The sequence below is a fragment of the Bradyrhizobium sp. NBAIM01 genome (genome assembly GCF_020194115.1).
GTDB classification, from domain to species: domain Bacteria; phylum Pseudomonadota; class Alphaproteobacteria; order Rhizobiales; family Xanthobacteraceae; genus Bradyrhizobium; species Bradyrhizobium yuanmingense.
Map to the genome: position 1 here is coordinate 99,647 of NZ_JADYVU010000006.1, position 15,935 is coordinate 115,581.

Sequence of the window (15,935 nt, forward strand, 5' to 3'; positions counted from 1 at the left end):
CTGGGTCACGCTTTAGGGCCTCAGATCGCCTCCTTCAGCTCCTTCACCGGGCGGAACGCGACCTTCCTGGTGGCCTTGATATGGATCGCTTCGCCGGTGGAAGGATTACGGCCGGTGCGGGCGGCGCGCTTGCGGACCTGGAGGATGCCGAGGCCGACGATGCGGACCCGGTCGCCCTTCTTGAGGTGCTTGGTGATCAGATCGACCATGTCGGTCAGGACGGCCTCGGCATGCTTTTTGGAGACATCCTGGCGCTCGGCAATGTCGGCGGCGAGGTGCTTGAGCGTGATCGTGGCGGGCGCGGCCGCCTTCTTCGCCGAATCCTTCTTAGCCGGATCCTTCTTAGCCATGTCTGGCCTCCTCGATCTTGCAGGTCGTCCAGAGGGAGATGGCCCCTGACCCGCAAGTTCCCGGAGGCGTAGACGATTCGGGACCGGACTGACTACGCCGCCGGCATTACCGAGGGCCGCGTTCGTGTGTGCCAGCAGTGGAATCCGCTGGTTTGAGCTGTGGATGCAACATCCTTGACTTCACCAGATCGGGCCTTTAAGTCCCCCCTCGTTCCGCAGACATTGCGTGTCACGCGGGAGTAGCTCAGTTGGTTAGAGCGCCGGCCTGTCACGCCGGAGGTCGCGGGTTCGAGCCCCGTCTCTCGCGCCATTTTTGGCAAATAGATCAAATAGTTGCTGTCTCGGCCAAAAGCGCCGCTTGGACTGCCGTTTCATCCCGATCGCTTCCTCCCCGCCAGAATTCGTCTATTTCGGCTTGGACTCCTCGATATGCGCGAGGATGCGCCGTGCGTCGGTGCTGCCGGCCTGCGCTGCCTTGGCCAGGAGCCGCTTGGCCGCGGCAAGGTCCCGTCGGCCGCCGATTCCGTTGGCGTTGCACCGGGCGAGATTGACCAGAGCTTCGAGTCCGCCCATCGCGGCGCCCCTCTGGTACAGCGCCCGAGCCAACTTCAGGTCTCGCCTGGCTCCCAGTCCCTTCTCGGCAAGCTCCCCCATCCTGTTGATGGCCGTCGCATCGCCGAGCTCGGCGGCCCGCTGGTACAACGCATAGGCCTTTGCGGGATCGCTGGCCGCGCCGATTCCACGCTCCTGCTGTAGGCCGAGGCTGACGAGTGCTGGCGCAATCTTCTTCTCGGCGGCCATCTCATAGTAGAAGCGCGAGCGGGCGGGATCTTTCTCGACGCCGTTGCCGTTCTCGTACATCAATCCGAGCTCGTAGAGCGCACGTGCGTTGCCGAGCTCGGATGCCGCCTTGTAGCTCGCCACCGCTCCTCCGTAATCGCGCATGGCGAAGAATGAACGCCCGAGCTGGTAGTGCAGGCGGTCCGCCCCTGGCCACCGCTTGACCGCCTCCGCGCACGCCGCAACCGCGCTCGCCGCCTTTAGATTGTCGCGCGTCTCGCCTTGGTCGACGTGTCCCCTCAAATCCGCGAGCCCGGCAACGGCGTTGTCGCAGTGCTGCATGACGGCGGTATCGTCCTGGACGACTTGCTTGACGGGATGGAGATAGACCTTGTCCTTGGAAAGCTGACCATACATGTAGGGCGTCTGCTTCCGGTGCGTTGCCTGCCGAACCTCGTCGCGAACGTTGCGAAAGACGAAGTTGATCTCGAGGTCGGCCTGCCGGAGGTATTTCAGCAGCGCCGCAGCGAAAGGGCTGTTGCGGCCTTCGCCTTCTTCCGCGGTCCGCCCCGGCTCCGCTGGAAAGAACACGAGCGTGTTACGGATCGGTGCGCTTCCGCCTGAGGTCAGGGAAGAGCTGCTGCGGCGGCCATTCGGTATGGCAGGGAACGGGTTCTCCCGCATGGCATCCAGGATCACCAGACCCAGCCTGCGAGCCCGCCCTGCGGCAGCGGTCACCGCAGCCAGGGGAACGGTCTCTGCGTTGGCCGACTCAGGTGTCGCAAGATGCGCATCCACGGGGATCAGGTAACTGCCGACACCGGCAGCTGCACTGTATCCGGCAAAATAGAAGACCGCGATGTCCGCAGCGGCGGACTTCTCGGTGAAGGCGACGAGCCTCGCGTGCAGATCGTCGAGGGTCGTGTTCTTGCGCAGATCGACGTCGAAGCCGAGGCCGGCGAGACCCGCGGCAATGTCCTCGGCATCATTGACGGGAGAGCCGAGCGGCGGCGCGTTCGCGTAGCTCGCGTTTCCAATGACCAAGGCGACACGGCGGTTGGAAGCTTCTGCTTCGGCGTCGAAGAGAAGCCCGATGGCAATGAACAGTGCCAGCCAGCGCAAGTTGGAGTCGCGTCCCTTAGTCGATGCCCGAACGGAGCTGCCGCCTCATCCAGTCGCGGTCGGTGAGAAAATCGAGGCCGAGCAGACCATAGTCGACGCGCAGAAACCCGTCCACTCCAGACGACACCGCCGCGGGAGTCTGCCGCGCGACCTCCTGCGCCATCACGCCGACATAGAACCTCGCATCGCCCTTGTATCGATAGCGGTAGAGGCGGAGGCCAGTATCGGTCCAGCCGAGTGCCGTAATGTCCTCCTTGAGGCGGATGTCCGATGGAATGGTGACGCGGCTCGCGGCATTCGAAGCGGCAGTCGAGGCCGCTCTGCTGGCCGCGCTTGATGCAGCGCTCGAGGCTGATCGGCTGGCAGCGCTCGACGCTGCGGCTGATGCCGCCTGCGATGCCGCCCGGCTTGCTGCGCTCGACGCGGCATTGCTGACCGCAGTCGAAACGGCATTGCTGACAACGTTGCCGACGACGTTGCTGACGACGCCGCTGACCACATTGCCGACATTCTGGTTCACGCGTGCAACCACTCGCCGATATTCGCGATTGCGAACCTTTTCCTCTTCCGAGCGGGTGTAGGCGGAAACCAGGAGCCCGCGCCTGCGCGCCTCGTTCACCGCGTTGATCATGCATCCCTTGGGGTTGCCCTTGGTCCGGCAAAGCTGGAATTGAAGCTGGACGTAGTCGGGGTATTTTTTGATCGATCTGGCGCACGCCCCGGAATCGCCGTCGAAGCAGGCGTTCACGTCGCTATCGTGCGCTGATTGCAGCATCAGTTCGGTGGAATTGACCGGTCGCAGGGCAAGGTCGCTGCCCGGCGGCAGGCGGTTATGGCGCGAGCTCGGATAGCGCTCGGCAAACCGGCCAACCACGCTCTTATCGCGTGATTCCTTCAGGACGTCCCATGCCTTCTCGACTGCCTCCGAATTGCCGGTGGTCGTCTCGGCCGAGGCGAGCTGATAGCTCGCCGGTGGCGGACCGGGCATGTCGATCTGCCCGGTGGCTTGGCCCGGCTTAGCCGATTTCTCGAGCGAAGCCAGCGCGACCCGGGCGCTCTCGACATGCTGGCCAAACGGATAGAGATCCAGATAGGCGCGGTAGGCCGCGAGCGACTTCTGTCGCTCGACGATCTTCCAGGCGTTCGTTTCAGCCGTCTGCAACTGCGCAATGCGCTGGTCGATCTCGGCCGTATGCGCGCTCGCCGGGAATTGCTGGGCGAAACGGCGCAAGGTCGCGATCTCGTTGGTCGAGCGGACGAACTCCCAGGCGAGCTGCTCGGCATCTGCTCCACCATCGCCGTTTGCGACGACAGCGTCGCCGTTGAGATAGATGTCGCCCTTCGGCAGCGTCCCGTAGATTGCCGGCTCTTGTGTCCCGGTCTCCTTCCAGACTTCGTCGTGCACGATCCGGAAGAGATAGTTGATCTCGAGTTGCGGCGTTTCGACATGGCGCAGGAGCGAGCCGGAGTAGGGGCTATTCCGCCCGGCCCCGTCGCTCGCCGTCGTGCCGGCAGCGGCCGCAAAGGCAACGAGCACGTTGTCGCTCACCTCGACAGGGGCAAGACCGCGCGTGTCGGCCGCGAAAGGCGTCGGGGAACGGGGTGTGCCGGACACTGGCGCGGCCGCCTTGGATGGCCGCGACGACAGCGCGCGTCCCGCGGCGGCGACCTTCGTCGTTTCGAACGGGTCGTTGCGGCAGGCGTCGAGAACCACGAGGCCGATGATCTTCGGCATCACGGAGATATCGATCAGGGTCTCGAGATTGATCGCCTCGGCATAGACATCGATCTCGGACTTGATTTCGGCATCGACCGGAATCAGCCAGTTCTTTCCGTCCATTTCGACGCCATGGCCTGCGAAGAAGATCACCGCCTTGTCGGCCGTCTTCGCCGCATTGCCGAATTCGATGAGGGCCTGCCGGAAATGATTGTAGTCGAGGTCGGCGAGGTGTCTGACGGAATATCCCAGACGACCCAGCGACGTCGCCATGTCGGCGGCGTCGTTGGCCGGGTTGATGAGTTTTGGGACCTTGCGATAGTTGCTGTTGCCGACAACGAGCGCGATCCTGTCTCCGGCGGTCGCCTGCAGTATTGTCGAAACGAGCATCGACAATGCTACGCAGCTGAGAACGGCGATCCGGCGTGCCAGATCCTGCAACATGAAGACGGGACGCGAGCTTGCGAGAACGAAAATCCCCAAATGGGCAGGCATCGGCAGAAACTCAGAAAATGAAAAATCGCAGAAACGGGCTAAGGCGGCTTGTTCGTGGATTCTACATCAAGGGATGCTGGATGACGACATCAAAGGCCTCCGTGTTCAGGATTTCGTGAACCGGGAGTGGCGATGCTTCGACCAAGAGGCTGCACATCGCGAGCGGTGAAACCAGTCGCGCTGCGCTGGTGTTGATGGCGCAGGCGGCCGAGGCCGGCGACATCTTCGGAGACTGCGGATGACCAGGACAGTCAAGTTCGCCCGTGCGCCGATTTTGGCCCTGCCGCTGCTCGTCGCTTTGTGCAGCGTGGCCCGCTGCAATGATCCGGCCGAGTCGTCACGCGACTCCATCATCCAGAACGTTCGAGAGGACGTGCGGCGGCACATCCGGGCACGGGAAGCAGGCAAGCCTAAGAAAAGTCCGGAGCTGAGCAAGACGGCAACGCAGCGTGGTGCCACGAAGAAGCGAAACCGCTCGACGGTGGAGTAGTGGGATATCGGCGCGCGCCCTGCGTTGGGTTGCTTCTCGTATCTGGGCGTGTTGCTCGGCGTGCAGCGCGGCCTGGGAAAGTGTTGCAAATGAGCATCAGCTGGGCGCGCTTGATGGAGCCGAACCCCCAATTCAGCCAATCAGGTGAAGACGCCGCGGGTGCTTTGCAAATAAATTCGGCGCCTGAAGCTTGCGGGAATTTACCTCCCGCCAAGGCTCGGGGCTGAACCAGCAGGGGGCTGATCGAATACTATGAGGGCAGGAATTTTCCGCCGCGGCTTTGTCGTGGCCGTACCTTTTTTGCTTAGTCTGTTTGCGACGCGACCGGTCTCCGCACAGGAGGTCAATGTTCCGCAGCAAGTCATCAACAACACCGTTCAGAACATCATCCAGAACGTCCGCGACCAGATTCAGCATCGCAGGGTCGTTACTCCTCCTGGAATGCTGCGCTTCAGCGGCGAGGAGTCGGATTTCGACCGTCGTGATCCGTTCGCCGCAAGGGGTGTCAGCAATCCGTTCGGTGCCCTGGCCTACGCCAAGGCTCCGGCACTTGCAGCGCCGCCCCCGGCGACCTGGCTTTACGGCGCGAACCTCGTCGGCAGTGGCGACAGTGCGCAATCGAGCGGGGTCCAGGTCAGCGTTGCGACGGTGACCGGCGCAGTCGATGTGACCAAGATCGGTATCTTCACTGCAACCGACGCGCTGACCTTCATCGGGACTGGCTCGCACTCGTGGGCGCACACCTTCACGAATGGCGGACTGACTACCGACGGTTCAATTCCATCGACTTCCGGCACCCTGTCGTATCTCAACGGCGGTCTCTCGACTGACTTCACCGCGCTCGCGAGCTGGACTCGCAGCACATCCAATCTTCCCCTTGCCGCGACCGCGGACGGCAGCGGCATCGCCTATACCTGGAACGGCCAATACCGGTTCGACTTCCCCTACACCGTGTGGTTCGAGCCCACGGTCGGCGTAACCTATTCGGAGGGCTATACCGCCAATTTCGGCAGCAAGACGGGCGATTCAACCGAATTTCACGGTGGCATGCGCGCCGGCTTCGAGACGGACTGGCTGGGCTTTAAGATCCAGCCGTCGATCTCGGGTCAGTACTACAGGATCGTTGACGCGAGCGGCGCCGGCGCCGTTGGAGGTGCGGTCCCCGTTGCGGCCGGCGTGATCGGTACTAATGGTCTTCGCGGTTCCGCAAAGGTCAACGTGCTCTGGACGCCGCAGCTGTCGTCCTACCTCGAAGTTCATGGCAGCAGCATCACCTTGCCGGACCCCCTGCTGCCTGGGGTTGGCGGATTCGGAACCTCGATCGCGGGTACTCAGGCCGGCCTTCGCTATACCTGGTAGAGTGATCTCGAAGACGGATGCCCGCCGTGCCCGGCGGGCATCTTATTGCGCTCCTCTCGCGCCTGGCGGAGGCAACATCCCCCGCGGCGCCGTCGCATGGGTGAAACCGAACGAAAAGGCCGCCTGAAGGCGGCCGTTTGGCATCAAACCGGATCTTTTCGGTTGTTCAGCGAATCTCGGACGTGCCCGCGCTGGTCACCACCACCGGCTTGCCGGCCTTGATGACCTGGGTGGACTGGGCGGTCTGGCTGTAATCGGCATGGGTGCGGGCCGCAATCCCGAAGCCGGCCACGGCAATGCCGGCCACCAGCGCCACCACCACGATCTTCAGGTGGGTCGCACGATCAGCAGAATGAATTGAGTGGTTCATCTGAGCCTCCCGACGGGCTTTGCCGTCGTCTACGGGCTCATCTTCTAAGCGCCGTCTGTTTCCGGATGGTTTCGCGGGTTCCGCAAAATGGTTTCATCTCCGGCTTGGCGGGGCTCGTCCGGGGCGGGGGGTAGCGCCCTTCCGAGGCCCGGCATGTCGATCCTCAGTGAGGACGTCTCCGAGGCGGCGGAGGCTAAGCTCATCTCAAGCGGCCAAAGTGTTGGAGTGCTTCTAAGAGTCTTTCTAAGAAGCATTCAATTAGGGAATTCCCGCGCCCTCACATAAGCGTCGTCGCGAGCGCATGCCGTTCCGGGGACAGGCGGCACGACGCATCGAAACATGCAGCTTTGGGGTGGCGCGTTGAACAGTCTTGGAATGCTGCGGTCGGCCGTGTTGGCGACCGCATCCGCTTGGGTTTTGATGCCTCAGGCATCGCTTGCACAATCTTCCGCGCAGAGTGGCGCGCAGAACATTCCGCCGGTGACGGTCACGGCGCCGGAAGCGCGCCGCCGCACCGCGGCGACGCCTCAGCGCCGCGCGACGCGGATCTCGGCGCAGACCCCTGCCTCGAACAGGCCGCAGCCACGGCGCGACGTCGGCTTCGTCGAGACGCCGCGCGGGCCGGTGAATGGCTATGTCGCCGGCCGCAGCTCGTCGGGCACCAAGACCAACACGCCGATCATGGAGACGCCGCAGGCGGTGTCCGTCATCGGTGCCGAGCAGATCCGCGACCAGAAGCCGAACAAGCTCGACGAGGTTCTGCGCTACACCGCCGGCGTGCGGGCAGGGACTTTCGGTACGGACACGCGCAACGATTGGTGGCTGATCCGCGGCTTCAAGTCCGAGGACATTGGGCTGTTCCTCGACGGCATGCAGCTGTTCTACACGTCCTATGCGAGCTGGAAGCTGCAGACGCCCAACATGGAGCGTGTGGAGGTGCTGCGCGGTCCGTCGGCGGTGCTGTATGGCGGATCGAGCCCGAGCGGCATCGTCAACGTCATCAGCAAGATGCCGCCGGCCGAACCGATCCGTTACATCGAGACCGGCGTCAACAATTTCGGCAACGCCTATGTCAGCTTCGACATGGGCGGTCCGGTTGCGACCAGTCCTGATAACGGCAAGCTGTTCGCGCGCGTGGTCGGCCAGGTCCAGAACGGCGGCACGCAGGTCAACTTTATATCTGACAACAACTACTTCATCGCGCCGTCCGTCACGTGGAAGCCCGATGCCGACACGACTTTCACGGTGCTGGCGTCGGCCTCGAAGCAGGATACCCGCGGCATCAACTTCCTGCCCTATCAGGGCACGGTGACCAGCGCGCCGTTCGGCAAGATCCCGACCAGCTTCTTCGTCGGCGATCCCAGTGTCGACAAGTTCACGCGCGAGCAGGAGATGCTCGGCTACCAGTTCGAGCGTCATCTCACCGACGATGTGACGTTCCGGCAGAACGCTCGCTTCGCGCATGTCGATATCAGCTACCGCGGCTATGTCGGCAACGGCTGGGACAACATCAACACGGCGACGATGGGCCGCTATAACTGGTATGCGAAAAACACCGCGAACCAGGCCAATCTCGACAACCAGCTGGAGTATCGTTTCAACACCGGCGCCGTCAGGCACACGATGCTGTTCGGTGTCGATCTGCGGGGCTATCAAATCGACGATTACCAGGCCTTCGGGTTCGGTGTGCCCTCGATCAACGTCTTCAATCCGGCCTACGGAGGAGCTGAGGTTCCGCTACCCGGCTCGCCGTTCCGCAACTTCCTCATCACGCAGAAACAGGCTGGTACTTACGTTCAGGACCAGATGAAGCTCGGCAATTTCACGCTGGTGCTGAGCGGCCGCAATGACTGGGTCGAGACGACGCAGGAAGCCCGGGACACCGGCGCCACCGTCGCCAGCCGCGACGACAGCAGGTTCAGCGGCCGCGCCGGGTTGATCTACAATTTCGACAACGGCATCTCGCCTTACGTCTCCTATTCAACGAGCTACAATCCAATCATCGGCCTTAATGCGTCGAACCAGCTTTTCCTGCCGGAGACCGGTAAGCAGGCCGAAATCGGCGTGAAGGTCGCGCCGGTCGGATTCGACGGCTATTTCACCGTTTCGGCGTTCGACCTTGTCCGTCAGAATGTCCCGACAACGGTGCCGGGCAGCGTTCCGCTCCTGCAGAACCAGACTGGCGAGGTGACCTCGCGCGGCATCGAGCTCGAGGCGGTGGCCAATGCCACGAAGGAGCTGAAGTTCATCGGTGCCTTCACGGCCTATAATCTCTTTGTGAGCAAGGATCTCGATCCGACGCTCGTCGGCAAGACGCCGACCAACACGCCCGAACTCCTGGTGTCCGGCTGGGCCGACTACACCTTCAAGGACGGACCGCTCGCGGGCTTCGGCTTCGGCGGCGGCGTACGTTACATCGGCTCGTCCTGGGCCGATACCGCCAACACGCTCGAGGTTCCCGCGGTCGTGCTCGGCGATCTCACGCTCCACTATGAATGGCAGAACTGGCGGACGGCGCTGAACGTGATCAACCTGACCGACAAGATCTATGTCGCAAGCTGCGCGTCGTCCACGTCCTGCTTCTACGGCGACCGTCGGCGCGTCACCGCCAGCGTCTCCTACAAATGGTGAGGACAGGCGAGGGCAGGGCCGGAAGGCTCTGGGACGAAGCGCAACCGATCGTGACGTTCGCTCGGCTCCACCTGGGCGTCCGCTGATCTGCGGTTACGATGAGCTCGCGGGCCATGCCCCCCGGCCCAAAGCTCATCCGGGCGCGGCGCGAGCGACCGGCAGGTCGCCGCCGCGCCCGCGACCGGCTTGGAGCCAATCGCGGGCACATTCGCCGGACGAGCCCTGGTCCTGTGATGACGCATGGCTCCTCCGATTACTCTGGGCTGTGGACAGGTCTTTCCTGCACCTGAGGCGGCCGCACCAGCATGGTGTCCTGGCCGCGCCGATCGGCAAATCGGTCGCCGCGATAACGGGGGGAAGTTGCCCCTGCGGCGCTGCGCTGCCGCACCAAAAACCGGAGCATTCGGTCGATTAGCGCGCAGCGAATAGCTGGCTCGGCCCGAGCGCCGCAATCTCAGAACGGCTGACCTGCGAGACCGTGGCAGCCCTTGCTGGGTGGGGCGATCTGCTCCATACCAGCCGCGGGGTGATTCCGGGATTTTCACCGTTCTGGGGGCGGCAAAGGGCCTGAAAAGAGCGTGTCTTGCGCCCATTGGTGCACTGCGCTAAGGCTCAGAATAATTCCAAATCGGACGAATCCGTGGCTGTCCCGAGGCTGCGGGAAAAGGGCTCGCCAATGAGCGGCATTCTGCAGAACTATCTTCCACTCGTCGTCTTTATAGGGGTAGCGGGCCTGATCGGCCTCGTGCTGCTGATCGCGCCGTTCATCGTGGCGTTCCAGCAGCCGGATCCCGAAAAGCTGTCGGCCTATGAGTGCGGCTTCAACGCCTTCGACGACGCCCGCATGAAGTTCGACGTCCGCTTCTATCTTGTCGCCATCCTCTTCATCATCTTCGATCTCGAGGTGGCGTTTCTGTTTCCCTGGGCGGTGGCGTTTGGCAAGCTTGGCGCGACCGGCTTCTGGTCCATGGTGGTGTTCCTCGCCGTGCTGACGGTCGGGTTCGCCTATGAATGGAAGAAAGGGGCCCTCGAATGGGATTGAACCCGTCTACACAGTCCGCAGGTCCGGTGATCGCACCGGCCCCGAAGGGCATTCTGGATCCTTCGACCGGCAAGCCGGTCGGGGCCAATGATCCGTTCTTCCTCGAGGTCAATTCCGAGCTGTCCGACAAGGGCTTCTTCGTGGCCGCGACCGACGACCTCATCACCTGGGCGCGTACCGGCTCTTTGATGTGGATGACCTTCGGTCTCGCCTGCTGCGCGGTCGAGATGATGCAGGTCTCGATGCCGCGCTACGACGTCGAGCGCTTCGGCTTCGCCCCGCGTGCCTCGCCGCGTCAGTCCGACGTGATGATCGTGGCGGGAACGCTGACCAACAAGATGGCGCCGGCGCTGCGCAAGGTCTACGACCAGATGCCCGAGCCGCGCTACGTCATCTCGATGGGCTCCTGCGCCAATGGCGGCGGCTATTATCACTATTCCTACTCGGTCGTGCGCGGCTGCGACCGCATCGTGCCGATCGACATCTACGTGCCGGGCTGCCCGCCCACGGCGGAGGCGCTGCTCTACGGCGTGCTGCTGCTGCAGAAGAAGATCCGGCGCACCGGCACCATCGAACGCTAAGGTTTTACGTCATGGACGACGCCAAGCTCGACGCCCTGGGGCAGACGATCGTTAGCGCGCTTCCGGGCGCCGCGACCGGTCACTCGTTGGCCTTCAACCAGCTCACCGTGGACGTCGAGGCCGCCAGGATCGTCGAGGTGGTCAAGTACCTCCGCGATGACCCGAACTGCCGGTTCGTCAACATCACCGACATCACGGCGGTGGACTACCCGGATCGCGAGAAGCGCTTCGACGTCATCTATCACTTCCTGTCGCCGACCTTGAACGCGCGCATCCGGCTCAAGGCGCAAGCCGACGAGACCACGCAGGTGCCCTCGCTGATCGACGTCTTCCCCGGCGCGGACTGGTTCGAGCGCGAAGCCTACGACCTCTACGGCGTGTTCTTCGTCGGCCATCCCGACATGCGCCGCATCCTCACCGACTACGGCTTCGAGGGCCATCCGCTGCGCAAGGATTTCCCGCTCACCGGCTTCGTCGAGGTCCGCTACGACGACCAGGAGAAGCGGGTGGTGTACGAGCCGGTCCGCCTCAACCAGGAATTCCGCAAGTTCGACTTTTTATCCCCTTGGGAAGGGGCCGACTATCCGGTGCTTCCGGGCGATGAAAAAGCGGGGCCGAAGGTCTGATCATGAACGAGCAACCGCAGAATCTCCGTAACTTCACAATCAATTTCGGACCGCAGCACCCGGCGGCGCACGGCGTTTTGCGCCTCGTGCTCGAACTCGACGGCGAAGTGGTCGAGCGCGTCGATCCGCATATCGGCCTGCTTCACCGCGGCACTGAGAAGCTGATCGAGCAGAAGACTTATCTGCAGGCGATCCCTTATTTCGACCGGCTCGACTACGTCGCGCCGATGAACCAGGAGCATGCCTTCTGCCTCGCCGCCGAGAAGCTGCTCGGCATCGAGGTGCCGCGCCGCGGCCAGCTGATCCGCGTGCTCTATTGCGAGATCGGCCGCATCCTCTCGCATCTGCTCAACGTCACCACGCAGGCGATGGACGTCGGCGCGCTGACCCCGCCGCTGTGGGGCTTCGAAGAGCGCGAGAAGCTGATGGTGTTCTACGAGCGCGCCTCGGGCAGCCGCATGCATGCGGCCTATTTCCGTATCGGCGGCGTGCACCAGGACCTGCCGCAGAAGCTGGTCGACGACATCGAGGCCTGGTGCGATCCGTTCCTCAAGGTTGTGGACGATCTCGACCGTCTGCTCACCGCCAATCGCATCTTCAAGCAGCGCAACGTCGACATCGGCGTGGTGCCGCTCAAGGAAGCCTGGGAATGGGGTTTCTCGGGTGTGATGGTGCGCGGCTCGGGCGCGGCCTGGGACTTGCGCAAGTCGCAGCCCTATGAGTGCTACGCCGAGATGGATTTCGACATTCCGATCGGCAAGAACGGCGACTGCTACGATCGCTATTTGATCCGCATGGAAGAGATGCGCCAGTCCGTGCACATCATGAAACAGTGCATCCAGAAGCTGAACGCGCCTGACGGCAAGGGCCCGGTCGTCGTCGAAGACAACAAGGTCGCGCCGCCGCGCCGTGGCGAGATGAAGCGCTCGATGGAAGCGCTGATCCACCACTTCAAGCTCTACACCGAAGGCGTCCACGTGCCGGCCGGCGAGGTCTATGCTGCGGTCGAGGCGCCCAAGGGCGAGTTCGGCGTCTATCTCGTCGCCGACGGCACCAACAAGCCCTACAAGTGCAAGATCCGCGCGCCGGGCTTTGCACATCTGCAGGCCATGGACCACATCTGCCGCGGCCATCTGCTGGCCGACGTGTCGGCGATCCTAGGATCGCTCGACATCGTGTTCGGAGAGGTCGATCGGTGATGGCGCAGGCGCCAATCCAGTTTGACCGTGCCTCGGGGGCCCTTGAAGGGGCCAACCTGTGGGAGCGGACGGCTGCCTTGGCGCTGGTGACGGGATCGAAGATCTCTTCGCACTTCTCGCATATGGGCTACATCGCCTGCGCGAATTTGCTGCGCAAGACGCTGCCCGAGCGCAACATCGCGATCAGGCTCAATCCCGACGCGGTGTTCGAATTCCCTTACGGCGACGGCTATTGGAGCAAGCTGCTCAACCGCTCCTACATTTACGAGGACGAGCTCGAGCTCTTGTTCGCCGATTCCATCGACGTCGACTACACGCTGCTCGATTGCGGCGCCAATTACGGTTATTGGTCGGTGCTGGTCTCGAGCAAGCCGTTCGGCGCGCACAAGGCGATCGCGATCGAGCCGTCGGGCCAGAACTATTCGAAGCTCGCCAACAATGCCCGCATCAACGCTGGCCGCTTCGAGACCATGAAATGCGCCATCGGCGCGGCGCGCGGCACCGCGCGTCTGTCGGGCACCAAGCACGAAGCCTTCAGCATCGCCGGCGATCAGTCGGCGGGCGGCGAAGAGGTGCCGGTGATCGCGCTCGACAATTTGATCGAGGACGGCAAGGTCGCGGCCACCGGCAAGTACCTGATCAAGCTCGACGTCGAAGGCGTCGAGATCGAGGCGATCAAGGGCGGCGTCCGCCTGCTGCAGACCGACAGCGTCATCATGTGCGAGGAGCACGGCAGCGACCGCTCGCACGCAGTGTCGCGCTTCATCCTCGAACAGACCCCGCTGAAGCTGATCGTGTTCGATCCGCGCAGCAACCGCATGGAAACCGTGACCGAGCTGTCGATCCTCGACCGCATCAAGGTCTCGACCCACGTCGGCTACAACGTTTTCGGCACCGCAAGCGCATTCTGGCAGGACAGGATCGAGGCCATGAACGCCAAGAACCTGGATACCAAAAATCTGAATGCCAAGAATCTGAATGCCAAGTCCGCGCGCCGCATGCAGTGAGAGATTGAAGAGATGTCCGTTCGCCGATTAGCACCGAAGGAAGTCCAGCCCGCGAGCTTTGCGTTCACGGAGGAGAACCTCGCATTCGCCCGGCAGCAGATCGCGAAATATCCCGAAGGCCGCCAGGCCTCCGCCGTCATCGCCATCCTCTGGCGTGCGCAGGAGCAGAACGAGGGCTGGGTGTCGGAAGCCGCGATCCGCGTCATCGCCGACATGCTCGACATGCCCTATATCCGCGTGCTGGAGGTCGCGACCTTCTACACCATGTTCCAGCTCGCCCCCGTCGGCAAGAAGGCTCACGTCCAGGTCTGCGGCACCACCCCGTGCCGGCTCCGCGGCGCCGAGGATCTGATCCACGTCTGCGAGCACCGCATCCATCACGAGCCCTTCCATCTCTCCAAGGACGGCAATTTCAGCTGGGAGGAGGTGGAGTGCCTGGGCGCCTGCGTGAACGCGCCGATGGTGCTGATCGGCAAGGACACCTATGAGGACCTGACCAAGGAAAGCTTCGGCAAGGTGCTCGATGGCTTCGCTTCGGGCAATCCGCCCAAGCCCGGTCCGCAGAACGGCCGCCAATTCTCGGCGCCGATCACCGGACCGACCACGCTCAAGGAGATCACCTGATGCGTGATCTCGCCATAACCGGAGGGACCGCGGCCGTGAAGAAATGGGGCTTCGTCGCCATGCACGCCGCGATCGCGGCTGCCTTCATGTTCCTGCTGCAGCGTTACTTCATGAACGCCTCGCAGGAGACCAGTCTGCTCTGGGCGCTGTTCTTCGCCGTCTGCGCCGCCGGACTTGCCTACAAGCAGTCCATTCGTTGATCGGAAAGCACTGATATGCTCGAGGACAAGGACCGCATCTTCAAGAACCTCTACGGCCTCCATGATTGGGGGCTGGAGGGTGCGCGGCGTCGTGGCGCCTGGGACGGCACCAAGAACATCATCGACAAGGGCCGCGACTGGATCATCAACGAGATGAAGGCCTCAGGGCTCCGCGGCCGCGGCGGCGCAGGCTTCCCGACCGGTCTCAAATGGTCCTTCATGCCGAAGGAGTCCACCGACGGCCGTCCCAGCTATCTCGTCGTCAACGCCGACGAATCCGAGCCCGGCACCTGCAAGGACCGCGAGATCATGCGGCATGATCCGCATCTGTTGGTCGAGGGCTGCCTGATCGCGAGCTTCGCGATGAACGCGCATGCCTGCTACATCTATGTCCGCGGCGAGTTCATCCGCGAGCGCGAGCGCCTTCAGGCCGCGATCGACCAGGCCTATGAAGCCAAGCTGATCGGCAAGGACAATCTCAACGGCTGGCCGTTCGACCTCTACGTCGCCCACGGGGCCGGCGCCTATATCTGCGGCGAGGAGACCGCGCTGCTCGAAAGCCTCGAGGGCAAGAAGGGTCAGCCGCGGCTGAAGCCGCCGTTCCCGGCGAATGTCGGTCTGTTCGGCTGCCCGACCACCGTCAACAACGTCGAATCCATCGCCGTTGCGCCCGATATCCTGCGCCGCGGCGCGGCGTGGTTCGCCGGCATCGGCCGCCCGAACAATGTCGGCACCAAGCTGTTCTGCATCTCCGGCCATGTCGAGCGGCCCTGCAATGTCGAAGAGGCCATGGGCATCCCGTTCCGTGAGCTGATCGAGAAGCATTGTGGCGGCATTCGCGGCGGCTGGGACAACCTCAAGGCCGTGATCCCCGGCGGCTCGTCGGTGCGCATGGTGCCGGCCGAGCAGATCATCGACACGCCGATGGATTTCGATAGCCTGAGCAAGCTGCGCTCGGGCCTCGGCACCGCCGCGGTGATCGTGATGGACAAGTCGACCGACCTGATCCGTGCGATCGCCCGCATCTCCTATTTCTACAAGCACGAGAGCTGCGGCCAGTGCACGCCGTGCCGCGAGGGCACAGGCTGGATGTGGCGCGTCCTGACCCGCATGGCCGAAGGCCGTGCCCACAAGCGCGAGATCGACATGCTGCTCGAGGTCACCAAGCAGGTCGAAGGCCACACCATCTGCGCGCTCGGCGACGCCGCGGCCTGGCCGATCCAGGGCCTGATCACGCACTTCCGCCACGAGATCGAAGCGCGCATCGACCAATATTCGCACAAGGCCGATGTCGATGACATCGGGGTCCGCGATCCCGTGAACATGGTCGCGGCGGAGTAAG

15 protein-coding genes and 1 tRNA gene are annotated in these 15,935 nt (G+C 63.2%); 12 read left to right on the forward strand and 4 right to left on the reverse strand.

The genetic code is table 11. The features are described 5' to 3' along the window. Nucleotides 1–20 precede the first annotated feature (20 nt). Nucleotides 21–350 (reverse strand): HU family DNA-binding protein, encoded by a 330-nt coding sequence (locus I6F31_RS20805; RefSeq protein WP_036010212.1) that lies wholly within the window; start codon nucleotides 348–350, stop codon nucleotides 21–23. Between the two features lie 233 nt (nucleotides 351–583). Here I6F31_RS20805 and I6F31_RS20810 point away from each other — a divergent pair. Next, nucleotides 584–660, forward strand: a tRNA-Asp gene (locus I6F31_RS20810). A 95-nt stretch (nucleotides 661–755) separates the two neighbouring features. Here I6F31_RS20810 and I6F31_RS20815 read toward each other — a convergent pair. Continuing rightward, the gene (locus I6F31_RS20815) at nucleotides 756–2,252 is read right to left on the reverse strand and encodes a caspase family protein (protein WP_050995944.1); all 1,497 of its coding nucleotides are present in this window, start codon (nucleotides 2,250–2,252) and stop codon (nucleotides 756–758) included. 16 nt (nucleotides 2,253–2,268) lie between these two features. Beyond that, nucleotides 2,269–4,359, reverse strand: coding sequence for a caspase family protein (locus I6F31_RS20820; protein WP_225186042.1), 2,091 nt, complete (start codon nucleotides 4,357–4,359; stop codon nucleotides 2,269–2,271). Nucleotides 4,360–4,702: 343 nt separating this feature from the next. Between I6F31_RS20820 and I6F31_RS20825 the strand changes: the two genes are divergently transcribed. Further along, the gene (locus tag I6F31_RS20825; protein WP_036025350.1) at nucleotides 4,703–4,954 is read left to right on the forward strand and encodes a hypothetical protein; all 252 of its coding nucleotides are present in this window, start codon (nucleotides 4,703–4,705) and stop codon (nucleotides 4,952–4,954) included. A 252-nt stretch (nucleotides 4,955–5,206) separates the two neighbouring features. Further along, nucleotides 5,207–6,313, forward strand: coding sequence for an autotransporter outer membrane beta-barrel domain-containing protein (locus I6F31_RS20830; protein WP_225186043.1), 1,107 nt, complete (start codon nucleotides 5,207–5,209; stop codon nucleotides 6,311–6,313). Between the two features lie 166 nt (nucleotides 6,314–6,479). On the opposite strand, the gene I6F31_RS20835 is transcribed toward I6F31_RS20830, so the two are convergent. Next, on the reverse strand, nucleotides 6,480–6,683 hold the full coding sequence (locus I6F31_RS20835) for a hypothetical protein (protein ID WP_036010204.1): 204 nt from the start codon (nucleotides 6,681–6,683) through the stop codon (nucleotides 6,480–6,482). A gap of 375 nt (nucleotides 6,684–7,058) precedes the next feature. Here I6F31_RS20835 and I6F31_RS20840 point away from each other — a divergent pair, with 375 nt between their 5' ends. The 9 genes from I6F31_RS20840 to nuoF all read left to right on the forward strand — a co-directional run bounded on the left by I6F31_RS20840 (nucleotide 7,059) and on the right by nuoF (nucleotide 15,934). Next, entirely contained in the window at nucleotides 7,059–9,314 is a 2,256-nt protein-coding gene (locus tag I6F31_RS20840) for a TonB-dependent siderophore receptor (protein ID WP_225186044.1), read from the forward strand. Between the two features lie 676 nt (nucleotides 9,315–9,990). Continuing rightward, complete coding sequence (locus tag I6F31_RS20845; RefSeq protein ID WP_008136158.1) at nucleotides 9,991–10,356, forward strand: NADH-quinone oxidoreductase subunit A; 366 nt, start codon at nucleotides 9,991–9,993, stop codon at nucleotides 10,354–10,356. Beyond that, nucleotides 10,353–10,937, forward strand: coding sequence for an NADH-quinone oxidoreductase subunit B (locus I6F31_RS20850; RefSeq protein WP_225143511.1), 585 nt, complete (start codon nucleotides 10,353–10,355; stop codon nucleotides 10,935–10,937). Before I6F31_RS20845 ends, I6F31_RS20850 begins: the two co-directional genes overlap by 4 nt. 11 nt (nucleotides 10,938–10,948) lie before the next feature. Then, nucleotides 10,949–11,563: an NADH-quinone oxidoreductase subunit C gene (locus tag I6F31_RS20855; protein WP_057029443.1), complete on the forward strand. Its 615-nt coding sequence runs from the start codon at nucleotides 10,949–10,951 to the stop codon at nucleotides 11,561–11,563. A 2-nt stretch (nucleotides 11,564–11,565) separates the two neighbouring features. Next, the gene (locus I6F31_RS20860) at nucleotides 11,566–12,762 is read left to right on the forward strand and encodes an NADH-quinone oxidoreductase subunit D (protein WP_036025346.1); all 1,197 of its coding nucleotides are present in this window, start codon (nucleotides 11,566–11,568) and stop codon (nucleotides 12,760–12,762) included. Then, nucleotides 12,762–13,769, forward strand: a complete 1,008-nt coding sequence (locus I6F31_RS20865; RefSeq protein WP_225147168.1) for an FkbM family methyltransferase — start codon at nucleotides 12,762–12,764, stop codon at nucleotides 13,767–13,769. The genes I6F31_RS20860 and I6F31_RS20865 overlap by 1 nt, the downstream gene beginning before the upstream one ends. A gap of 12 nt (nucleotides 13,770–13,781) precedes the next feature. Further along, complete coding sequence (gene nuoE / locus I6F31_RS20870) at nucleotides 13,782–14,393, forward strand: NADH-quinone oxidoreductase subunit NuoE (RefSeq protein WP_225125163.1); 612 nt, start codon at nucleotides 13,782–13,784, stop codon at nucleotides 14,391–14,393. Beyond that, nucleotides 14,393–14,593 carry a hypothetical protein gene (locus I6F31_RS20875; protein WP_225143282.1) on the forward strand — a complete coding sequence of 67 codons (201 nt, stop codon included), beginning with the start codon at nucleotides 14,393–14,395 and terminating at the stop codon, nucleotides 14,591–14,593. The genes nuoE and I6F31_RS20875 overlap by 1 nt, the downstream gene beginning before the upstream one ends. Nucleotides 14,594–14,608: 15 nt before the next feature. After that, on the forward strand, nucleotides 14,609–15,934 hold the full coding sequence (gene nuoF, locus I6F31_RS20880; protein ID WP_036025343.1) for an NADH-quinone oxidoreductase subunit NuoF: 1,326 nt from the start codon (nucleotides 14,609–14,611) through the stop codon (nucleotides 15,932–15,934). Nucleotide 15,935: the final 1 nt, after the last annotated feature.

Bases quoted from the DNA above. Each gene is read 5' to 3' on its own strand.
- I6F31_RS20855 (WP_057029443.1), top strand. From the start codon at position 10,949: ATGGACGACGCCAAGCTCGACGCCCTGGGGCAGACGATCGTTAGCGCG.
- I6F31_RS20845 (WP_008136158.1), top strand. From the start codon at position 9,991: ATGAGCGGCATTCTGCAGAACTATCTTCCACTCGTCGTCTTTATAGGG.
- I6F31_RS20835 (WP_036010204.1), bottom strand. From the start codon at position 6,683: ATGAACCACTCAATTCATTCTGCTGATCGTGCGACCCACCTGAAGATC.
- I6F31_RS20840 (WP_225186044.1), top strand. From the start codon at position 7,059: ATGCTGCGGTCGGCCGTGTTGGCGACCGCATCCGCTTGGGTTTTGATG.
- nuoE (WP_225125163.1), top strand. From the start codon at position 13,782: ATGTCCGTTCGCCGATTAGCACCGAAGGAAGTCCAGCCCGCGAGCTTT.
- I6F31_RS20805 (WP_036010212.1), bottom strand. From the start codon at position 350: ATGGCTAAGAAGGATCCGGCTAAGAAGGATTCGGCGAAGAAGGCGGCC.
- I6F31_RS20820 (WP_225186042.1), bottom strand. From the start codon at position 4,359: ATGCTCGTTTCGACAATACTGCAGGCGACCGCCGGAGACAGGATCGCG.
- I6F31_RS20875 (WP_225143282.1), top strand. From the start codon at position 14,393: ATGCGTGATCTCGCCATAACCGGAGGGACCGCGGCCGTGAAGAAATGG.
- I6F31_RS20825 (WP_036025350.1), top strand. From the start codon at position 4,703: ATGACCAGGACAGTCAAGTTCGCCCGTGCGCCGATTTTGGCCCTGCCG.
- I6F31_RS20860 (WP_036025346.1), top strand. From the start codon at position 11,566: ATGAACGAGCAACCGCAGAATCTCCGTAACTTCACAATCAATTTCGGA.
- nuoF (WP_036025343.1), top strand. From the start codon at position 14,609: ATGCTCGAGGACAAGGACCGCATCTTCAAGAACCTCTACGGCCTCCAT.
- I6F31_RS20830 (WP_225186043.1), top strand. From the start codon at position 5,207: ATGAGGGCAGGAATTTTCCGCCGCGGCTTTGTCGTGGCCGTACCTTTT.
- I6F31_RS20865 (WP_225147168.1), top strand. From the start codon at position 12,762: ATGGCGCAGGCGCCAATCCAGTTTGACCGTGCCTCGGGGGCCCTTGAA.